Annotated in this window: 13 protein-coding genes and 1 riboswitch; of the genes, 5 read left to right on the top strand and 8 right to left on the bottom strand. The window is 61.8% G+C overall.

Annotated elements, in window-relative coordinates:
- Nucleotides 1–46: 46 nt before the first annotated feature.
- From IB249_RS16960 to ahcY, 3 genes are all read right to left on the bottom strand, one after another.
- Nucleotides 47–850, bottom strand: coding sequence for a substrate-binding periplasmic protein (locus IB249_RS16960; protein ID WP_192306763.1), 804 nt, complete (start codon nucleotides 848–850; stop codon nucleotides 47–49).
- 193 nt (nucleotides 851–1,043) lie between these two features.
- Nucleotides 1,044–1,889, bottom strand: a complete 846-nt coding sequence (gene metF, locus IB249_RS16955; protein WP_192306762.1) for a methylenetetrahydrofolate reductase [NAD(P)H] — start codon at nucleotides 1,887–1,889, stop codon at nucleotides 1,044–1,046.
- 159 nt (nucleotides 1,890–2,048) lie between these two features.
- A complete protein-coding gene (ahcY, locus tag IB249_RS16950; RefSeq protein WP_192306761.1) occupies nucleotides 2,049–3,458 on the bottom strand; it encodes an adenosylhomocysteinase in 1,410 nt (469 codons plus the stop codon).
- Between the two features lie 22 nt (nucleotides 3,459–3,480).
- Nucleotides 3,481–3,579, bottom strand: a riboswitch (S-adenosyl-L-homocysteine riboswitch).
- A 198-nt stretch (nucleotides 3,580–3,777) separates the two neighbouring features.
- On the opposite strand from ahcY, the gene IB249_RS16945 reads away from it, so the two are divergent.
- Both IB249_RS16945 and IB249_RS16940 read left to right on the top strand, forming a co-directional pair.
- Nucleotides 3,778–4,182, top strand: a complete 405-nt coding sequence (locus IB249_RS16945) for an acyl-CoA thioesterase (RefSeq protein ID WP_192306760.1) — start codon at nucleotides 3,778–3,780, stop codon at nucleotides 4,180–4,182.
- Nucleotides 4,183–4,400: 218 nt separating this feature from the next.
- Entirely contained in the window at nucleotides 4,401–5,288 is an 888-nt protein-coding gene (locus IB249_RS16940; protein WP_192306759.1) for a formate/nitrite transporter family protein, read from the top strand.
- A gap of 24 nt (nucleotides 5,289–5,312) precedes the next feature.
- Here IB249_RS16940 and IB249_RS16935 read toward each other — a convergent pair whose 3' ends face one another.
- Together IB249_RS16935 and IB249_RS16930 are read right to left on the bottom strand one after the other, a co-directional pair.
- A complete protein-coding gene (locus IB249_RS16935; protein ID WP_192306757.1) occupies nucleotides 5,313–7,196 on the bottom strand; it encodes a patatin-like phospholipase family protein in 1,884 nt (627 codons plus the stop codon).
- 388 nt (nucleotides 7,197–7,584) lie between these two features.
- Entirely contained in the window at nucleotides 7,585–8,754 is a 1,170-nt protein-coding gene (locus IB249_RS16930; protein ID WP_192306755.1) for an MFS transporter, read from the bottom strand.
- Nucleotides 8,755–8,968: 214 nt separating this feature from the next.
- Between IB249_RS16930 and IB249_RS16925 the strand changes: the two genes are divergently transcribed.
- On the top strand, nucleotides 8,969–9,802 hold the full coding sequence (locus IB249_RS16925) for an EamA family transporter (RefSeq protein WP_192306754.1): 834 nt from the start codon (nucleotides 8,969–8,971) through the stop codon (nucleotides 9,800–9,802).
- Nucleotides 9,803–9,850: 48 nt separating this feature from the next.
- Nucleotides 9,851–10,234 carry an MAPEG family protein gene (locus tag IB249_RS16920; protein WP_192306753.1) on the top strand — a complete coding sequence of 128 codons (384 nt, stop codon included), beginning with the start codon at nucleotides 9,851–9,853 and terminating at the stop codon, nucleotides 10,232–10,234.
- A 145-nt stretch (nucleotides 10,235–10,379) separates the two neighbouring features.
- Here IB249_RS16920 and IB249_RS16915 read toward each other — a convergent pair whose 3' ends face one another.
- Entirely contained in the window at nucleotides 10,380–11,549 is a 1,170-nt protein-coding gene (locus IB249_RS16915) for a murein transglycosylase A (RefSeq protein ID WP_192306752.1), read from the bottom strand.
- A 128-nt stretch (nucleotides 11,550–11,677) separates the two neighbouring features.
- Here IB249_RS16915 and IB249_RS16910 point away from each other — a divergent pair, with 128 nt between their 5' ends.
- Nucleotides 11,678–12,127 (top strand): c-type cytochrome, encoded by a 450-nt coding sequence (locus IB249_RS16910; protein ID WP_192306750.1) that lies wholly within the window; start codon nucleotides 11,678–11,680, stop codon nucleotides 12,125–12,127.
- 51 nt (nucleotides 12,128–12,178) lie between these two features.
- Here IB249_RS16910 and IB249_RS16905 read toward each other — a convergent pair whose 3' ends face one another.
- Nucleotides 12,179–12,574 (bottom strand): DUF1090 domain-containing protein, encoded by a 396-nt coding sequence (locus tag IB249_RS16905; RefSeq protein ID WP_192306748.1) that lies wholly within the window; start codon nucleotides 12,572–12,574, stop codon nucleotides 12,179–12,181.
- A 95-nt stretch (nucleotides 12,575–12,669) separates the two neighbouring features.
- Nucleotides 12,670–14,346: an NAD-dependent DNA ligase LigB gene (gene ligB, locus IB249_RS16900; RefSeq protein WP_192306746.1), complete on the bottom strand. Its 1,677-nt coding sequence runs from the start codon at nucleotides 14,344–14,346 to the stop codon at nucleotides 12,670–12,672.
- Nucleotides 14,347–14,563 lie beyond the last annotated feature (217 nt).

Here is a 14,563-nt window from a genome sequence, read left to right as displayed (position 1 = left end):
CGTCCGGGCGTGAGCCTGGCGGGAACGCCGGAGTATAACAGAGCAATCACTGCGCGCCGCTTTCCTGCTGCTCAACGGTTTTTTCCCGGGCGACGGCAGTCGTGCCGGTTTTCGGCGCGGCACCGTAGCGGGCGCTCAGCTCGGCGTAGGCGGGCTCGCGCTTGAAACGCTTGAGTTCGGCACCGAAGCGTTGCACCAGCAGGTCCATGCCGGCATTGCGGCGCACTGCCAGAAACTGGCTTTGCTGGCTGATGACCGTCGGATTTTCGCTGATCTTGTCGCGAATATTCAATTCGTCGAGCAAATGCTGGCCCACGCGACGGTCGGTGATCAGCAGGTCGATCCGTCCGCGCACCAGCTTGCCGAAGTTGGCCTCATGGGTGGGCGCAGGTTCTCGGATGAACAGGGGCGACTCCCTGAAATCGGGGCTGTACAGATAGCCCGGCGAGGTGCCGATGGTCAGGCCCTTGAGGTCTTCGAGGGTACGAAACGGATGAGGACGCTCGTTGGCGTAGAACATCACGAACTCGACTTCCGAAAGGGGTTCGCTGGGGTAGAGCAGGGTGGCATCACGCTCGTCGCTGTGGAAAATGTCCAGCGCGCCATCCGCCTGGCCGGTTTCGAGCATCGACAGGCAGCGTTTCCAGGGCAGGAACTGCCACTCGACTTCGATCCCCAGGCGTTTGAAAACAATGGCCGTGGTTTCATAGTCCAGGCCCAGCGCCTTGCCGTTTTCCTCGTAGACGTAGGGCGCCCAGGGCTCCGTGACAATGCGCAATTTCTCGCCCCGGGCGGCGAAGCTCAGGCAAGTGAAAAGCAGTACGGTGAATAGCTGGGTGATCAGAGGCATGGCTTGAGATTACGACGAGAAAGCGTAAACCGCCAGAAACCCGCTTCCGAAGCTCTGGCTCCGTGCATTGCTGCACAAAAAACAGGCTAAAAATGCAAAAAAATCGCCGCCCCTGGCCGTGTCTGCTACTGCGCGTGAACGCCTGCGGGCACTGCCGGAAACGGCGATTTTTCTAGCTTGCCTGGCGGCTCGCTTAACGTGGCAGCTTCAGGTTGTTCCACACCGCCAGGCTCGCTTCGGCCTGGTTCAGGGTGTAGAAGTGCAGTCCCGGCGCGCCACCTTGCAGCAGGCGTTCGCACATCTCGGTGATGACCTGCTCGCCAAAGCCCTGAATGCTTCGGGTGTCGTCGCCGTAGGCTTCCAGTTGCTTGCGGATCCAGCGCGGGATTTCCGCACCGCAGGCATCGGAGAAGCGCGCCAGCTTGCTGTAGTTGGTGATCGGCATGATCCCCGGCACGATCGGGATGTTTACGCCCATCGACCGTACACGCTCGACGAAGTAGAAATAGCTGTCGGCGTTGAAGAAATACTGGGTGATCGCACTGTCGGCACCGGCGTTGGCCTTGCGCACGAAGTTGAGGAGATCGTCTTCGAAATTGCGTGCCTGCGGATGCATTTCGGGGTAGGCGGCGACTTCGATGTGAAAGTGATCAGCGGTTTCTTCACGAATGAATTCAACCAGGTCGTTGGCATGGCGCAGCTCGCCGCTGGCCATGCCCATGCCCGAAGGCAGGTCACCGCGCAGGGCAACGATGCGCTTGATGCCGGCAGACTTGTATTGCGCCAGCAGGCTGCGCAGGTCGTCCTTGCTATCGCCCACGCATGACAGGTGCGGTGCGGCCGGGACTTTGACTTCGCTTTCGAGTTGCAACACGGTGTTGAGGGTTCGATCACGGGTCGAACCGCCGGCGCCATAGGTGCAGGAGAAGAAATCGGGGTTGTAGGTAGCCAGCTGACGAGCAGTGGCGAGCAGCTTTTCATGCCCAGCATCGGTCTTCGTCGGGAAGAACTCGAAACTGTAGCGACGATCTTGGGACATGGTCATATCCTTGGATACACAGGAGTCTGCGAGACAACACAGTCCAATGCGGGAGCGAGCCTGCTCGCGATAGCGGTCTGACAGTCATCGTCGAGATGTTTGTACGGCCATCATCGCGAGCAGGCTCGCTCCCACAGGGAAGGCGAAAATCAGCGCCTGTTAGTAGCGGTAAGCGTGCGGCTTGAACGGACCTTCGACGGCCACGCCGATGTAGTCGGCCTGGGTCTTGGTCAGTTGAGTCACGACGCCGCCGAAACCGCGGACCATTTCCAGGGCCACTTCTTCGTCGAGTTTCTTCGGCAGTACTTCAACGGTCAGGCGCTCGGCTTTCTGGGCTGGCGACAGGTCGGCGTACTTCTGGCCGAACAGGAAGATCTGCGCCAGTACCTGGTTGGCGAACGAACCGTCCATGATGCGGCTTGGGTGACCGGTGGCGTTACCCAGGTTCACCAGACGGCCTTCGGCCAGCAGGATCAGGTAGTCGTCGTTCTGGGCATCGAAGCTGCCGGCACCGGTACGGTGGATCTTGTGCACCTGTGGCTTCACTTCTTCCCATGCCCAGTTCTTGCGCATGAAAGCGGTGTCGATTTCGTTGTCGAAGTGACCGATGTTGCAGACGACAGCGCGCTTCTTCAGGGCCTTGAGCATGTTTGCATCGCAAACATTGACGTTACCGGTGGTGGTCACGATCAGGTCGATCTTGCCCAGCAGGGCCTTGTCGATGCTGGCTTCGGTGCCGTCGTTGATACCGTCGATGAACGGCGATACCAGTTCGAAACCGTCCATGCAGGCTTGCATGGCGCAGATCGGGTCGACTTCGGAGACCTTGACGATCATGCCTTCCTGACGCAGGGACTGGGCCGAGCCCTTGCCCACGTCACCGTAACCGATGACCAGCGCTTGCTTGCCGGACAGCAGGTGGTCGGTGCCGCGCTTGATCGCATCGTTCAGGCTGTGACGGCAGCCGTACTTGTTGTCGTTCTTGCTCTTGGTCACCGAGTCGTTGACGTTGATGGCCGGGATCTTCAGTTCGCCCTTGGCGAGCATGTCCAGCAGGCGGTGAACGCCGGTGGTGGTTTCTTCGGTCACGCCGTGGACGCGATCCAGTACTTGCGGGTATTTCTTGTGCAGCAGCTCGGTCAGGTCGCCGCCGTCGTCGAGGATCATGTTGGCGTCCCAAGGCGCGCCATCCTTGAGGATGGTCTGCTCCAGGCACCACTCGTACTCTTCTTCAGTCTCGCCTTTCCAGGCGAAGACCGGAATGCCGGCCGCGGCGATGGAGGCGGCAGCCTGGTCCTGAGTCGAGAAAATGTTGCAGGACGACCAGCGGACTTCGGCACCCAGGGCAACCAGGGTTTCGATCAGCACGGCAGTCTGAATGGTCATGTGGATGCAGCCGAGGATCTTCGCGCCCTTGAGCGGTTGCTCTTCGGAGTACTTGCGGCGCAGACCCATCAGGGCAGGCATTTCCGATTCGGCGATGATGGTTTCGCGACGGCCCCAGGCGGCGAGGGACATGTCGGCGACTTTATAGTCGGTAAAACCTGCAGGCGTGATTACAGCGCTCATGAGAGCCTCCATTCGTAATGTATGCGAATGGGCGCCGTTGTGCGTTTAGTGTCGGGCATTGGCCTGACAACGCCCCATCCGAGCCTGACAGGTCGAACCTGCTGCAGCGCCCCTCGGACAGGTGGCGGGAAAACGGTAGCAATCGGAAGTTACCGTTTTGAAACGGGGGCGATTATAGCGGGCTATGCTGATCTTCCAAAGCCTTTCTGCAAGTCAATGCCCGAACGGTAATCGAGACCATAGTCGATGCCTGATAGAGCTCTAGCCCGCGCTCTGCCATGATGCGTGGCATCAATCGGCAAGACGGTCAGGAGAGTGTATGAATTTTCACACCCGCAAATGGGTAAAACCGGAAGACCTGAACCCCAACGGCACGCTGTTCGGCGGCAGCCTGTTGCGCTGGATCGACGAAGAAGCGGCGATCTACGCCATCGTCCAGCTGGGCAACCAGCGCGTGGTCACCAAATACATTTCCGAAATCAATTTCGTCAGCGCCTCGCGCCAGGGCGACATCATCGAGCTGGGCATCACGGCCACCGAATTCGGCCGCACCTCGATCACCCTGACGTGTGAAGTGCGCAACAAGATCACCCGCAAAAGCATCCTGACGGTGGAGAAGATGGTCTTCGTCAACCTCGGTGAGGACGGCCTGCCCGCGCCCCACGGCCGGACCGAGATCAGGTACGTCAAGGACCAGTTCAAGGATGACCAGATCCACGATTGAGGGGTGGGTAGACCCTGAAGCCGATGTGGGGAGCGAGCCTGCCCGCGATAGCGGCCTGACAGTCATCATCGAGGTGTCTGCACAACCATCATCGCGAGCAGGCTCGCCCCCACTGTCATTCCAGGCGTCAGCCCATCGATGATTTAGCGGGCGACCACTGAACAGCGCCGAACCCTGCGTGTCGTAGTTACATTGCACGCCACAGGTTCAGGAACGCTATGAATACCCGCAAAGACGGCAAGACTCCGGACCTCTCGGCGAAAGAGCGGCACGAGGTCGAAAAGAACCAGCCACCGCGCGCGGCGGTGCTGCACGAGATCATCCGCACCCAGGGCGACCTGGAACTGGAGCGCAGCATCGCCGCGCTCTGGTGGTCAGCCCTTGCCGCAGGCCTGACCATGGGGCTGTCGCTGATGGCCATGGGGTTGCTGAACTCGCGACTGCCCGAGGGCGAGGGTTTCAAGGTGATCGCCAGTTTCGGTTACTGCGCCGGGTTTCTCGCGGTGATCCTCGCCCGCCAGCAACTGTTCACCGAAAACACCCTGACGGCGGTGCTGCCGATCATGAGCAAGCCCACGCTGGGCAACTTCGCTCGATTGCTGCGGTTGTGGTCGGTGGTGCTGGTGGGCAACCTCTGTGGCACCTTGCTGGTGGCCTATGTGATGCTGGAACTGCCGATTTTCGACAGCAAGACGGACATCGCCTTCCTCGACATCGGTCGCAAAGTCATGGAGAGCGATCCCAGCCAGATGTTCTCCAAAGGCATTATTTCCGGCTGGATGATCGCCACCATGGTGTGGATGATTCCGTCCATGGAAAGCGCGAAGGTGTGGATCATCGTCCTCATCACCTACTTCATGGCGCTGGGTGATTTCACCCACATCGTGGTCGGTTCGCTGGAGGTGTCGTACCTGGTGTTTGCCGGGGAGCTGCCGTGGAGGGATTTCTGGCTGGTGTTCGCCGGGCCCACGCTGGCGGGGAACATCATCGGCGGCAGCTTCATTTTCGCGCTGATCAGCCACGCGCAGATTCGCAGTGAGTCCGGCGCACCCAGCGACAAGGGGACAGAGACCGGGACGCCGGTCGACAAGGACGACCGGCAATGATGCGCGCCAGCGCGGGTTTTTCGATCATCCGCCGCGGATCAGCCAGGCGCGGGCCTGATCAACCGTCGTGGAGCTGAACGCTCGCTTAGAGGACGGCCACGTGCGCGGGACGTACTGATTGGCGATCCGATTCAATACCTCATTGAAACCTTCGCGCGTGAGGACATTGTGCAAGTCCTCAATGGCCGCGCTCAGCAATGTGACGTTCGAGTCAGGCTGGCCCAGGCGAAACAGCGAGGGGTAGATCACTTCGCGAATGAAGTTCTCGCTTTTGGTGACGATATCGCGCCGGTCCATCTCCTGGATCGCCTCGCTCATGACCGGGGATTTTTCCCCCGTCGAACCAGCGTCCAGGCGTTTTACTGCTTGCAGTAACGACATGAACACCGGGTCGCTGCCCTGGTTGAGCTGTTTCGCCAGCCACGCCCGTTTGCCGGGCGCATCACCCAGCTGATCCAGGGCGTCCACGGCGACGCGAAGGGGCGCGGTCAGGGTCAATGGTCCTTCCTGGGTGGCAGCGACAGCGACCAGGGTGCGCTTGAGATCGGCCAGCGCCTGTTGCGCGTGATGCCGGAACTCGATGACGGCAGCCGCGTCGGGGTGATCATGCAACTCAAGCGCCGCTGCTTCGAACATCGACTCGTTCAATGCCAGCAGGGCTCCCCCCATCGATGCGAAGGTGTACGTCTGGCACTGCTGATGACGGGCCAGGTACTGCTGCACGTCGAATTCCAGCGTTTGCTGCAAATGGTTCTTGTGTTCGTTGGCCATGTTGAAGTTGACGGTGCCCTGCAGCGTACCGGTGAAATCGCCTTTGTCGACCTTCAGGCGCACGGTGACGATCTGGTTGGCAAACGCCGCGAGGCCGGCGTTTTGCTGGGCGTGTCGGGCTGAGTAGGGCGCACCGATAAACCGGTCGGCCAGGGTCGAGAACAGGGTGCCGCGATCATTTTTCTTCTTGCTCTGCGCGCTCTCGAACTTGAGCACCAGCTGTTCACTGTCGGGCATGACGCTCGCCGAAAATTGCGGTTCGTACAGGTCCAGAACCGGCGTGTTGAGCATGATCCCTCCATCTTGAAAGAAGGTGCGCTGCGGGCCCGCCTGGAATGGCAGGTGCTGTTCCGAGGGTTGGGCGAAGACCACCGGCAGCGAGCCGGAAATATGGGCCGCGCGGGCGACGTCCATGTCCGGAGTCAAACTGGCATTGAACACCACCATTTGCGGACGTCCGTCGAACATGGCCGTGCCGGTGACGTTCAGTTGCTTGATTTCAGGCAGGTCATTGCTCAGGGTCGCCAGGTCGGCAAATGTCACGAACCCCTGGCTTCTTATTTGCGCCAGTCGGATTACGCCCGCCGGCGAAAGTGCGCGCTGTGGGTCCCCCGACGCCCGGGCAACGCAGGCCTGAATCGACTCGATCATTTTTTCGCGGATCAGGTTTTCCAGCGGCGTGGCCTTGGATTGCAAGCGCGGCATCAGGTCGAACAGCAATTGGCCGATGCTGCCAGCCTTGCCGGGTAGTTTGGCAATACCGCGTCCCAGGGTGGAACTGACCTGCTGTATCGGTCCCAGCATTTTGCTCTGGCTGTCGAGCAGCGAGACGAGGTTGGTTTCATCCGACAGCCTGTCGAAGTCCGCTGGCCCCATGCCGCTGGCCAGGAGTGCGGCGGAAATGGCGCCCGCTGATGAACCCGAGAGGGTGCGTATCGGGTCCAGTGCCTGATGGTCTGCCAATGCCTTGACCATTCCGGAGAACGCAACGCCCTTGGCGCCCCCACCACTGAGCACCAGTCGTTCGATGGCGGGGCGCTTGAGCTCCACTTCGATGACGCCATTGGCGAATTGGCGAATCGACAGTTTCCGCTCGGTCAGTGCGTGCACGAGCGTTTGTGCTCGACCTTGGCCCACGTGGGCAGATCCCTTGGCGAAGTCACCCCAGTCGACGTCACCGCCAGTGACGGCGTGGGACGCAGGCCTGTCAGGCGGCGATGACGGGCTTGAAACGGGCGATGAGGAAAGCGTGGGGCTGATCATGGGGCGTCTCGTCCTTGGGAGTGAAAAACGGCACTTTAGGCGAGACGAGTCAGCAGCGGAGCATGAGGAAATGGCTCGGCACACATACCCGGCGGCGGTTCGGGACGTCCTGGGGTCTGCGTTGAAAGGCCCTGAATAGGGCCTTTCAAATCGATCGCTGGGAAGATTGGAGGGGGCTGTAGATGTTTCGTACAACCTGCGTCCAGATTGCCGGGTGTGTCGGCAGGGTGTTTCCCATCAAAGGTCTGGTTCGATCCGGCGGCTAACCTTTTGCAGCGATCACCGCAATGTCACGACGCTGCCGGTAGATGAAGTAGAGCGCGGTCAATACCGTCAAGCCACTCACCAGGGCGCCGGTCCAGGGCAGGTCCGCCAGGTCCGCGCCGCTGGCGACCACCAACCCGCCGATCCAGGCGCCGGCGGCGTTGCCGAGGTTGAAGGCGCTCTGGTTCAGGGTCGAACCGAGGTTGGGGGCTTCATGGGCCTGGTCGATGATCAGCAGTTGCAGGATCGGGCACAGGGCAAAGGCAAAAATCCCCCACAGCACCAGGGTCACCGCCGCCGGGATCACCGAGCGGCTGGTCTGGCTGAACGCGGCCAGCACCAGCACCACGGCCAGGGCCATGCCCACCAGCGAGGGCAGCAGGCGGCTGTCGGCCAGGCGGCCACCGAGCATGCTGCCGGCGGTCAAGCCCACGCCGAACAACAGCAGCATGATCGTCACGCCATGGGGGCTGACGCCGGTGATGTCCTGCAGGATCGGCGCGATGTAGGTGAACACGCTGAACAGGCTGGTCGAGGCCAGCACGCTCATTCCCAGGGCAAGCAACACACTGGCTTTACCCAGCACCTTGAGCTCGCTGGCCAGGTTGGCCTTGTCCATGGCGATCTCTTTCGGCAGCCAGACCCATTGGGCAATGGCGGCGATCACGCCGATCACCGACACCGCCCAGAACGTCGAGCGCCAGCCGGCGTATTGGCCCAGTGCAGTGCCCAACGGCACGCCGAGCACATTGGCCAGGGTCAGGCCGGTGAACATCATGGCAATGGCCTGGGCCCGTTTGTTCGGCGCTACCAACCCGGCGGCCACCACCGAGCCGATGCCGAAAAACGCACCATGGCACAGCGCGGTCACCACCCGGGCGGCCATCAGCGTGGCATAGTTCGGTGCCAGCGCGCAGAGCGTGTTGCCCAGGATGAACATCAGCGTCATGCCCAGCAGGGTGGCCTTGCGCGGCATGTTGGCAGTGCCGACCGCAAGGATCGGGGCGCCGAACACGACGCCCAGGGCATAGCCGGTGATCAGCAGACCGGCGTGGGGAATGCTGACCGAGAGGTCCCGGGCGACATCGGGCAGCAGGCCCATGATGACGAATTCAGTGGTGCCGATGCCGAACGCGGCAACAGCGAGGGCAAGCAAGGCGAGGGGCATGCGCAAGGTCTCTTTCTATCGTTTTGGCGCGGCGATCAGGCATACGCATGCCAGGAGCCGTCGTCTTGAAAGCGGCCCGAAGCAGAAATTATTGGAATTAGTCTGTGCGCAACTGAGTGCGGCGTGGTCGCTTGCAGTATAAACAGCTGCTGAAATATGGCGAATCAATTCTTCCCCCGAACCCTGTTGGAGGGGGCCATGAAAGGAGTGTGCCGTGCTTGCGACGGCGTTGGTGTTGGTGGCGGCGCTGTTGCATGCGGCGTGGAATACCCTGATCAAGTTCAGCGCCGAACGGCTGCTGGTGGTGGCGTGCATGGACAGCGTCGCACTGTTGTTCGTCGCGCTGATGCTGCCGTTCGTGGCGTTGCCGCCGATGGACATCTGGCCATGGATCCTGGCCTCGGCGGCGTTCGAATTGCTCTATCGCTATTTGCTGATCCAGGCTTATCGCGTCGGTGACCTGGGGTTGGTCTATCCGTTGATGCGCGGCCTGTCGCCGTTGGTGGTCCTGGCGTTGACGCTGATCTTTGCCGGGGAGGAGCTGACCCATCAGCAGATCTTCGGCATCCTGCTCATCCCCTTCGGCATGGTCTGCCTGTTGTGGCAGGGCGGTGGCGGTGCGCGCCTGCCATGGTCGATGCTGCCGGTGGTGGTGCTGATCGGCCTGTGCATCGGTTGCTACACCTTCATCGACGGCCAGGCGCTGCGGCGCTGGTCACATCCGCTGGATTACCTGGTCTGGGTCACGCTGCTCAGCGCCTGGCCGTTTCCATTGCTGGCGCTGGTACGCAAGCGCCCGGCCTTCAGGTCATTCTGGCGCGAGCAGTGGCGACTGGGCCTGGCGGTCGGGTTCTGCGTGTTGTTCAGCTACGCTCTGGTGCTGTGGGCGATGCAGCTGGGGTCGATTGCCGAAGCGGCGGCGTTGCGCGAGATCAGTGTGATTCTGGTGGTGCTGTTCGGCATGCGCTACTTGAAAGAACCTTTCGGCAGGCCGCGGCTCTTAGCCTGTGGACTGGTGTTGATCGGCATACTGGTGATGAAGTTCTGACGGATCGATAACAGCTCCATACCTGAAAACCAAGAAGGGATGACTTTTATGACGGTGGCTCTGTGGTGCATTTTGATCGCGATTGTCCTGCCTTACCTGTGCACGCTCGTGGCGAAGATCAGTGGCGGCTACCGGCTGCAGGACAACCACGATCCCCGGGATTTTCTCGATTCGCTGGAAGGGTTCGGCCGGCGCGCGCACGCGGCGCAATTGAACAGTTTTGAAATCACCCCGGCCTTTGCCGCCGCCGTGATCGTCGCGCACCTGGCGGGCAACGCCGAACTGGTGACGATCAATGTGCTGTCGGTCCTGTTCATCACCAGCCGCCTGCTGTACATCATTTGCTACCTGGCGGACTGGGCGATTCTGCGCTCGCTGGTGTGGTTCGTGGGGGCGGGGCTGATTGTGGGGTTGTTCTGGGTTTCGGCCTGAAAGGCGGCACCTGTCGATTTTGCGGGCCCCATCGTCGGAACGCCGCCCGGAGCAGGCTCGCTCCCACGATTGAAGCGCATGCTTCTGTGGCAGCGAGCCTGCTTCGGGCGGCGTTCCGACGAAGCGATCTATCTGCCTCGCGGATTTACTGATCAGCCACCTGTGGCACTTGCGGCAATGCCGCGCCTTTTGGCCACAGCATCCAGATCTGACCCTGTTGTTTCATGTCGCCTGCCAGTTGCCCGGCCGCTTCGCCTGTGCCCCAGAACAGGTCCGCACGGACTTCGCCGGTAATCGCGCCTCCCGTGTCCTGGGCGGCCACCGGGCGAACCAGTGGCGTGCCGTCCGGTCGGGTGGTCGACAACCACATGAGGCTGCCCAGCGGGATCACCTTGCGGTCCACTGCCGCGCTGTAACCGGCGGTCAGAGGCACGTTCAGCGAGCCACGAGGGCCTTCGTTGCTGTCCGGGTTGCGGGTGAAGAACACATAACTGGGGTTGCTGCCGAGCAACTGCGGGATACGCTCGGGATGAGCCTTGGCCCAGTCGCTGATGGCGCCCATGGTCACCTCTTCTTTCTTCAGTTCACCTTGTTCCACCAGCCAGCGACCTATCGGGCGATACGGATGGCCATTCTGGTCGGAATAGGCGATGCGCAACTGGCGGCCATCGTCGAGCTGAATACGGCCGGAGCCCTGTATCTGGAGGAATTGCAGGTTCATCGGGTCGGTCAGCCACGCCACCACGGGCGCCTTGACCCCCTTGCTTTCAATCGTGGCCGCATCGTCGTATGGCTTGAGCACGCGGCCTTCGAGCCTTCCACGCAGGCGTTTGCCCTTGAGTTCCGGGTAGAGGCTGTCGAGGGCGACGATGATCATGTCCTCGGGCACGCCGTACACCGGGATGTTCGCCACGGTGGTCTGGGTCAGGCTGCCGGGGTAGACCGGCTCGTAGTAGCCGGTGATCAGGCCGTTGGGGTTGTCGTTGGCGGCCCGCAGACCATAGACATCGAGGTGTTGCTTGAGAAAGGCGCGGATTTCGCTGGCGGTCTGCGGCACATTGGCGGCAGCGGCGCAGGTCGAGCCCCAGACCGCGTCGGCCTTGAGTCGGGCACAGGCGCTGCGCCATGAGCCAAAGCCGGCCACCAGGTCGCTGTCGGTGACGGCGGGCAGCGCTTCCCAGGAGGCGCTGGAATAGGTCGCCAGGGCGTGGGTTTTCGGTTGACCACTGTCACCGCCGGTGCAGCCTGCGAGCACGGCGACCATCGGCAGTGTCCACGCGAGGTGGGCCCGCCATGCCTTGAAACGGCTGTTCATGAAATCATTCCTGTGTCGGTTGCCCGGGCGTTTGCTGCGCCCGAACAACCCTTATTGTTAATAGGGCTATTGGTGTTTGCCGGTGACGCGAGGATACTGGCCGCCGATTTCCGCGACCTGAAGCCACCATGACTTTGAAAAAAATGACCGTTGTATTGATGGCCTGCCTGACGTTGTCCGCGTGCGGTGGTGTCGACCCGAATTCGCCACTGGGTCAGCGCAAGGCGATCTTCAAGCAAATGCTCAAGACCGGCGAAGACCTGGGTGGCATGTTGCGTGGTCGCATCCCGTTCGACGGGCCCCGATTTGCCGAGGGCGCCGTGAAGCTCGATGCGCTGTCCCACGAGCCGTGGAAACATTTCCCGCAGGTGCGCGAAGAAGATCACAGCAGCGCCAAGGACGATGTCTGGCAGAAGCAGGCACGTTTTCAGGAGCTGGCTCGCACCCTCGAAGCCGCCACCGGTGAATTGGTGGTTGCCAGCAAGGTCCAGCCTTACAAGGCGAGCAACCTTGGGCCGGCGGTACAGAAAGTCGAAGATGCCTGCAGTGCGTGCCATAAGGAATTCAGGGATCATTGATGGGGGGCGGTCCTTCCCACGCCGGGCGTGGGAGCGATCGACCCGCTGTCTTCATTTATCCAGCTCATCCAGGGCGTCCTGCAGTTCCTTGCGGGACTCGGCCAGTTTGTCCTTGCGCTTGTTGATCTTCTCGGGGTCGCCTTTTTTCATGGCTTTTTCGAGATCGGCCTGGCGTTTGCTGACTTCGTGCCGGGCGTCGAGGACCTTGTTTTCCCGTTCCTTCTTCAGCGAGGCATCGGTGCAGTGGTCGGTGACTTCGCCCAGGGCCTTTTCAAGGCCTGCCTGCTGATCGGTGTTGCCCTGGGATTTGGCCAGTTCGATCTGGCTGATGATGCTCTGCTTCTTGGCGGCGCAACCGGTCAGCTCCGGCGCCTGCTCGGCCGCCATCAGCGGAGCGGCCATCACGCCGCATAGGGTCAGCAAGACGAGCGGTGAAAGACATTTCATAAAAGCTCCATGTGCAATTGCAATCGGGTCGATGCGGCGCTGGGCGTTTGAGCCCTCCGGTCACTTTGGGTTCCCGGGCAGGCGAGCTATCGCGGTCACTGGAAACCGTCGATCCCTGCTGCACGCAATGTTTCGCTCAAGGCCAGTACCTGCGGGTCGCGGAAAAACGCGCTCAGTTGCGCTGCCCGTCCCGGTCCGATACCGGACTCGGCCTGCCATTGTGCGATGTTTCGTTGAGCCAGCACCTGCCATGAGTCAGCAAGTCGTGCCTGGCCGGTTGGCGGTAAACCCAGAGCTTTGAGCCAGCGATAAAACGGACGTTGGCGGGCACTGTTGAAACTGTTCAAGAGGCGAGTCGCCTGGCGTTCGCCGAAGCCGTCAATGTTAGCAAGCTCTTGGGCGTCGAGGGTCAACCAATCCAGCAGACTGCCGAGGTGACCCGTTTCGAGAAGTTTCTCCCAGGTGCCTGGACCGACGTGGGGCAGGGCCAGGCCCTGTTTTCCGCTGAGCCAGGCCAGGCGTGCGAGAAACTGGCTTTTGCACCCTGGCGTCGGCTGCCAGCAGCTCAACGGATGGAAGTCGGCGGCCAATGGCACCTCCAGGTCGGTGCGCTCGGTGGCGCGCAGAACCACCCCGTCCAGCCTCGGGATCGTCAGCCCGGCGAGGCTGATGGCGACCTGATCGCCGGGGCGGATGTCCAGCGTCTCCCAGCGACGCAGGGAGCCGAGGCTTACGTGCCTGATCTGCCGGTCGTCGAGCCGCACCGGTTTCAACTCCAGCATGGGGGTGATCCGTCCGGTGCGACCGACCTTGAACTCGACCTTTCTCACTTCGGCCAGCGCCTGGGCAAAAGGGTATTTCCAGGCAACGGCCCAAAAGGGCGGTTTTGTCTGCCAGCGTTCGGCCGGTGGGCGCTGGCTCTGGCGCAAGACCACGCCGTCGCTGGCGAAGGGCAGGGGCGAGCGATACCAGCGATTGCGCCACTGTTCGGCGTCGGCCAGTGACCGGATCGGCTGGCTGTACGGCGTTGTGCCGGGGAACCCCAGTTCATCCAGCGCGTCGATGCGCGAGGGCAGGTCGGCGGGGCCTTCTGGCCAGTCCCAGACAAACAGCCCGATGCCGGCGGTTTGCCCAGGGGTGAGCGACTTGCGGGCCATCAGGCCAGCGACCCTGCTGCGTGCATTGAGGCTGCCGGCCCGGGCTTGTACATGATCGTCCAGACGCCAATAAAGTTCGCCTTGCACTCGCAGGTCCACGGGCCGGGTCAGGGTGTGGGGGATGGCCGGGATCAGCCGCGCCGTGGCGGTCCAGTCCTGGCCAGTCAGGCCATCGCCGCGACTGATGGCCTGGTGCAGCGTCCCGCCGCGATAAACCAGGGTGACGGCCACGCCGTCTACCTTGGGCTGTATCCAGATGTCCTTGCGGTGGCGCAGCCACTGCTCGACCGCGTGTTGATCGTGCAGTTTCTCCAGGCCGGTGTGGACGATCGGGTGAGCGACGGTTCCGCCAGCGGTCCGCAAGGGGGTGGGTGCCTGACCGGCGTTGAAGCACGTGCGCCATTCGCCCAGTCGCAAGCGTGACTGATCGTAGAGTTCGTCAGCGACCAGCGAGCGTCCGTCACGATGGTAGCTTTCGTCCCAGTGGTCGATGTGTTTCTGCAGGGCGGCGATTTGATTCAGCGCCCGGGCGGGTGGCCAGTCGGGGCAGTCGGCAGCGGTTGAGGCGGTCCAGGAAAAGGCCAGGAAAAAACCGAAAAACAGTCGCACAAGCATCGTGAGCGTCCTTGCTCAATGGAATGCCTGAAGGCTAGCCGGTGTTTTTCTGCCAGGACGAAAGGGTGTTTTACCCGGTGTTTCCGTTGGGTGTCTTCGCGACCCGGTTCGTTCGCGCGATGTTTTCCGGGCCCGACACAGAGCCCGTGGGAGCGAGCCTGCTCGCGAAAGCCGCTGCCCGGTGCAAGGTCAGCGCCAACAAAAAGCCCCGCACGGC

Source organism: Pseudomonas sp. PDM04 (assembly GCF_014851765.1).
Classification (GTDB): Bacteria; Pseudomonadota; Gammaproteobacteria; order Pseudomonadales; family Pseudomonadaceae; genus Aquipseudomonas.
This window is presented reverse-complemented; position numbering and strand designations above follow the sequence as displayed.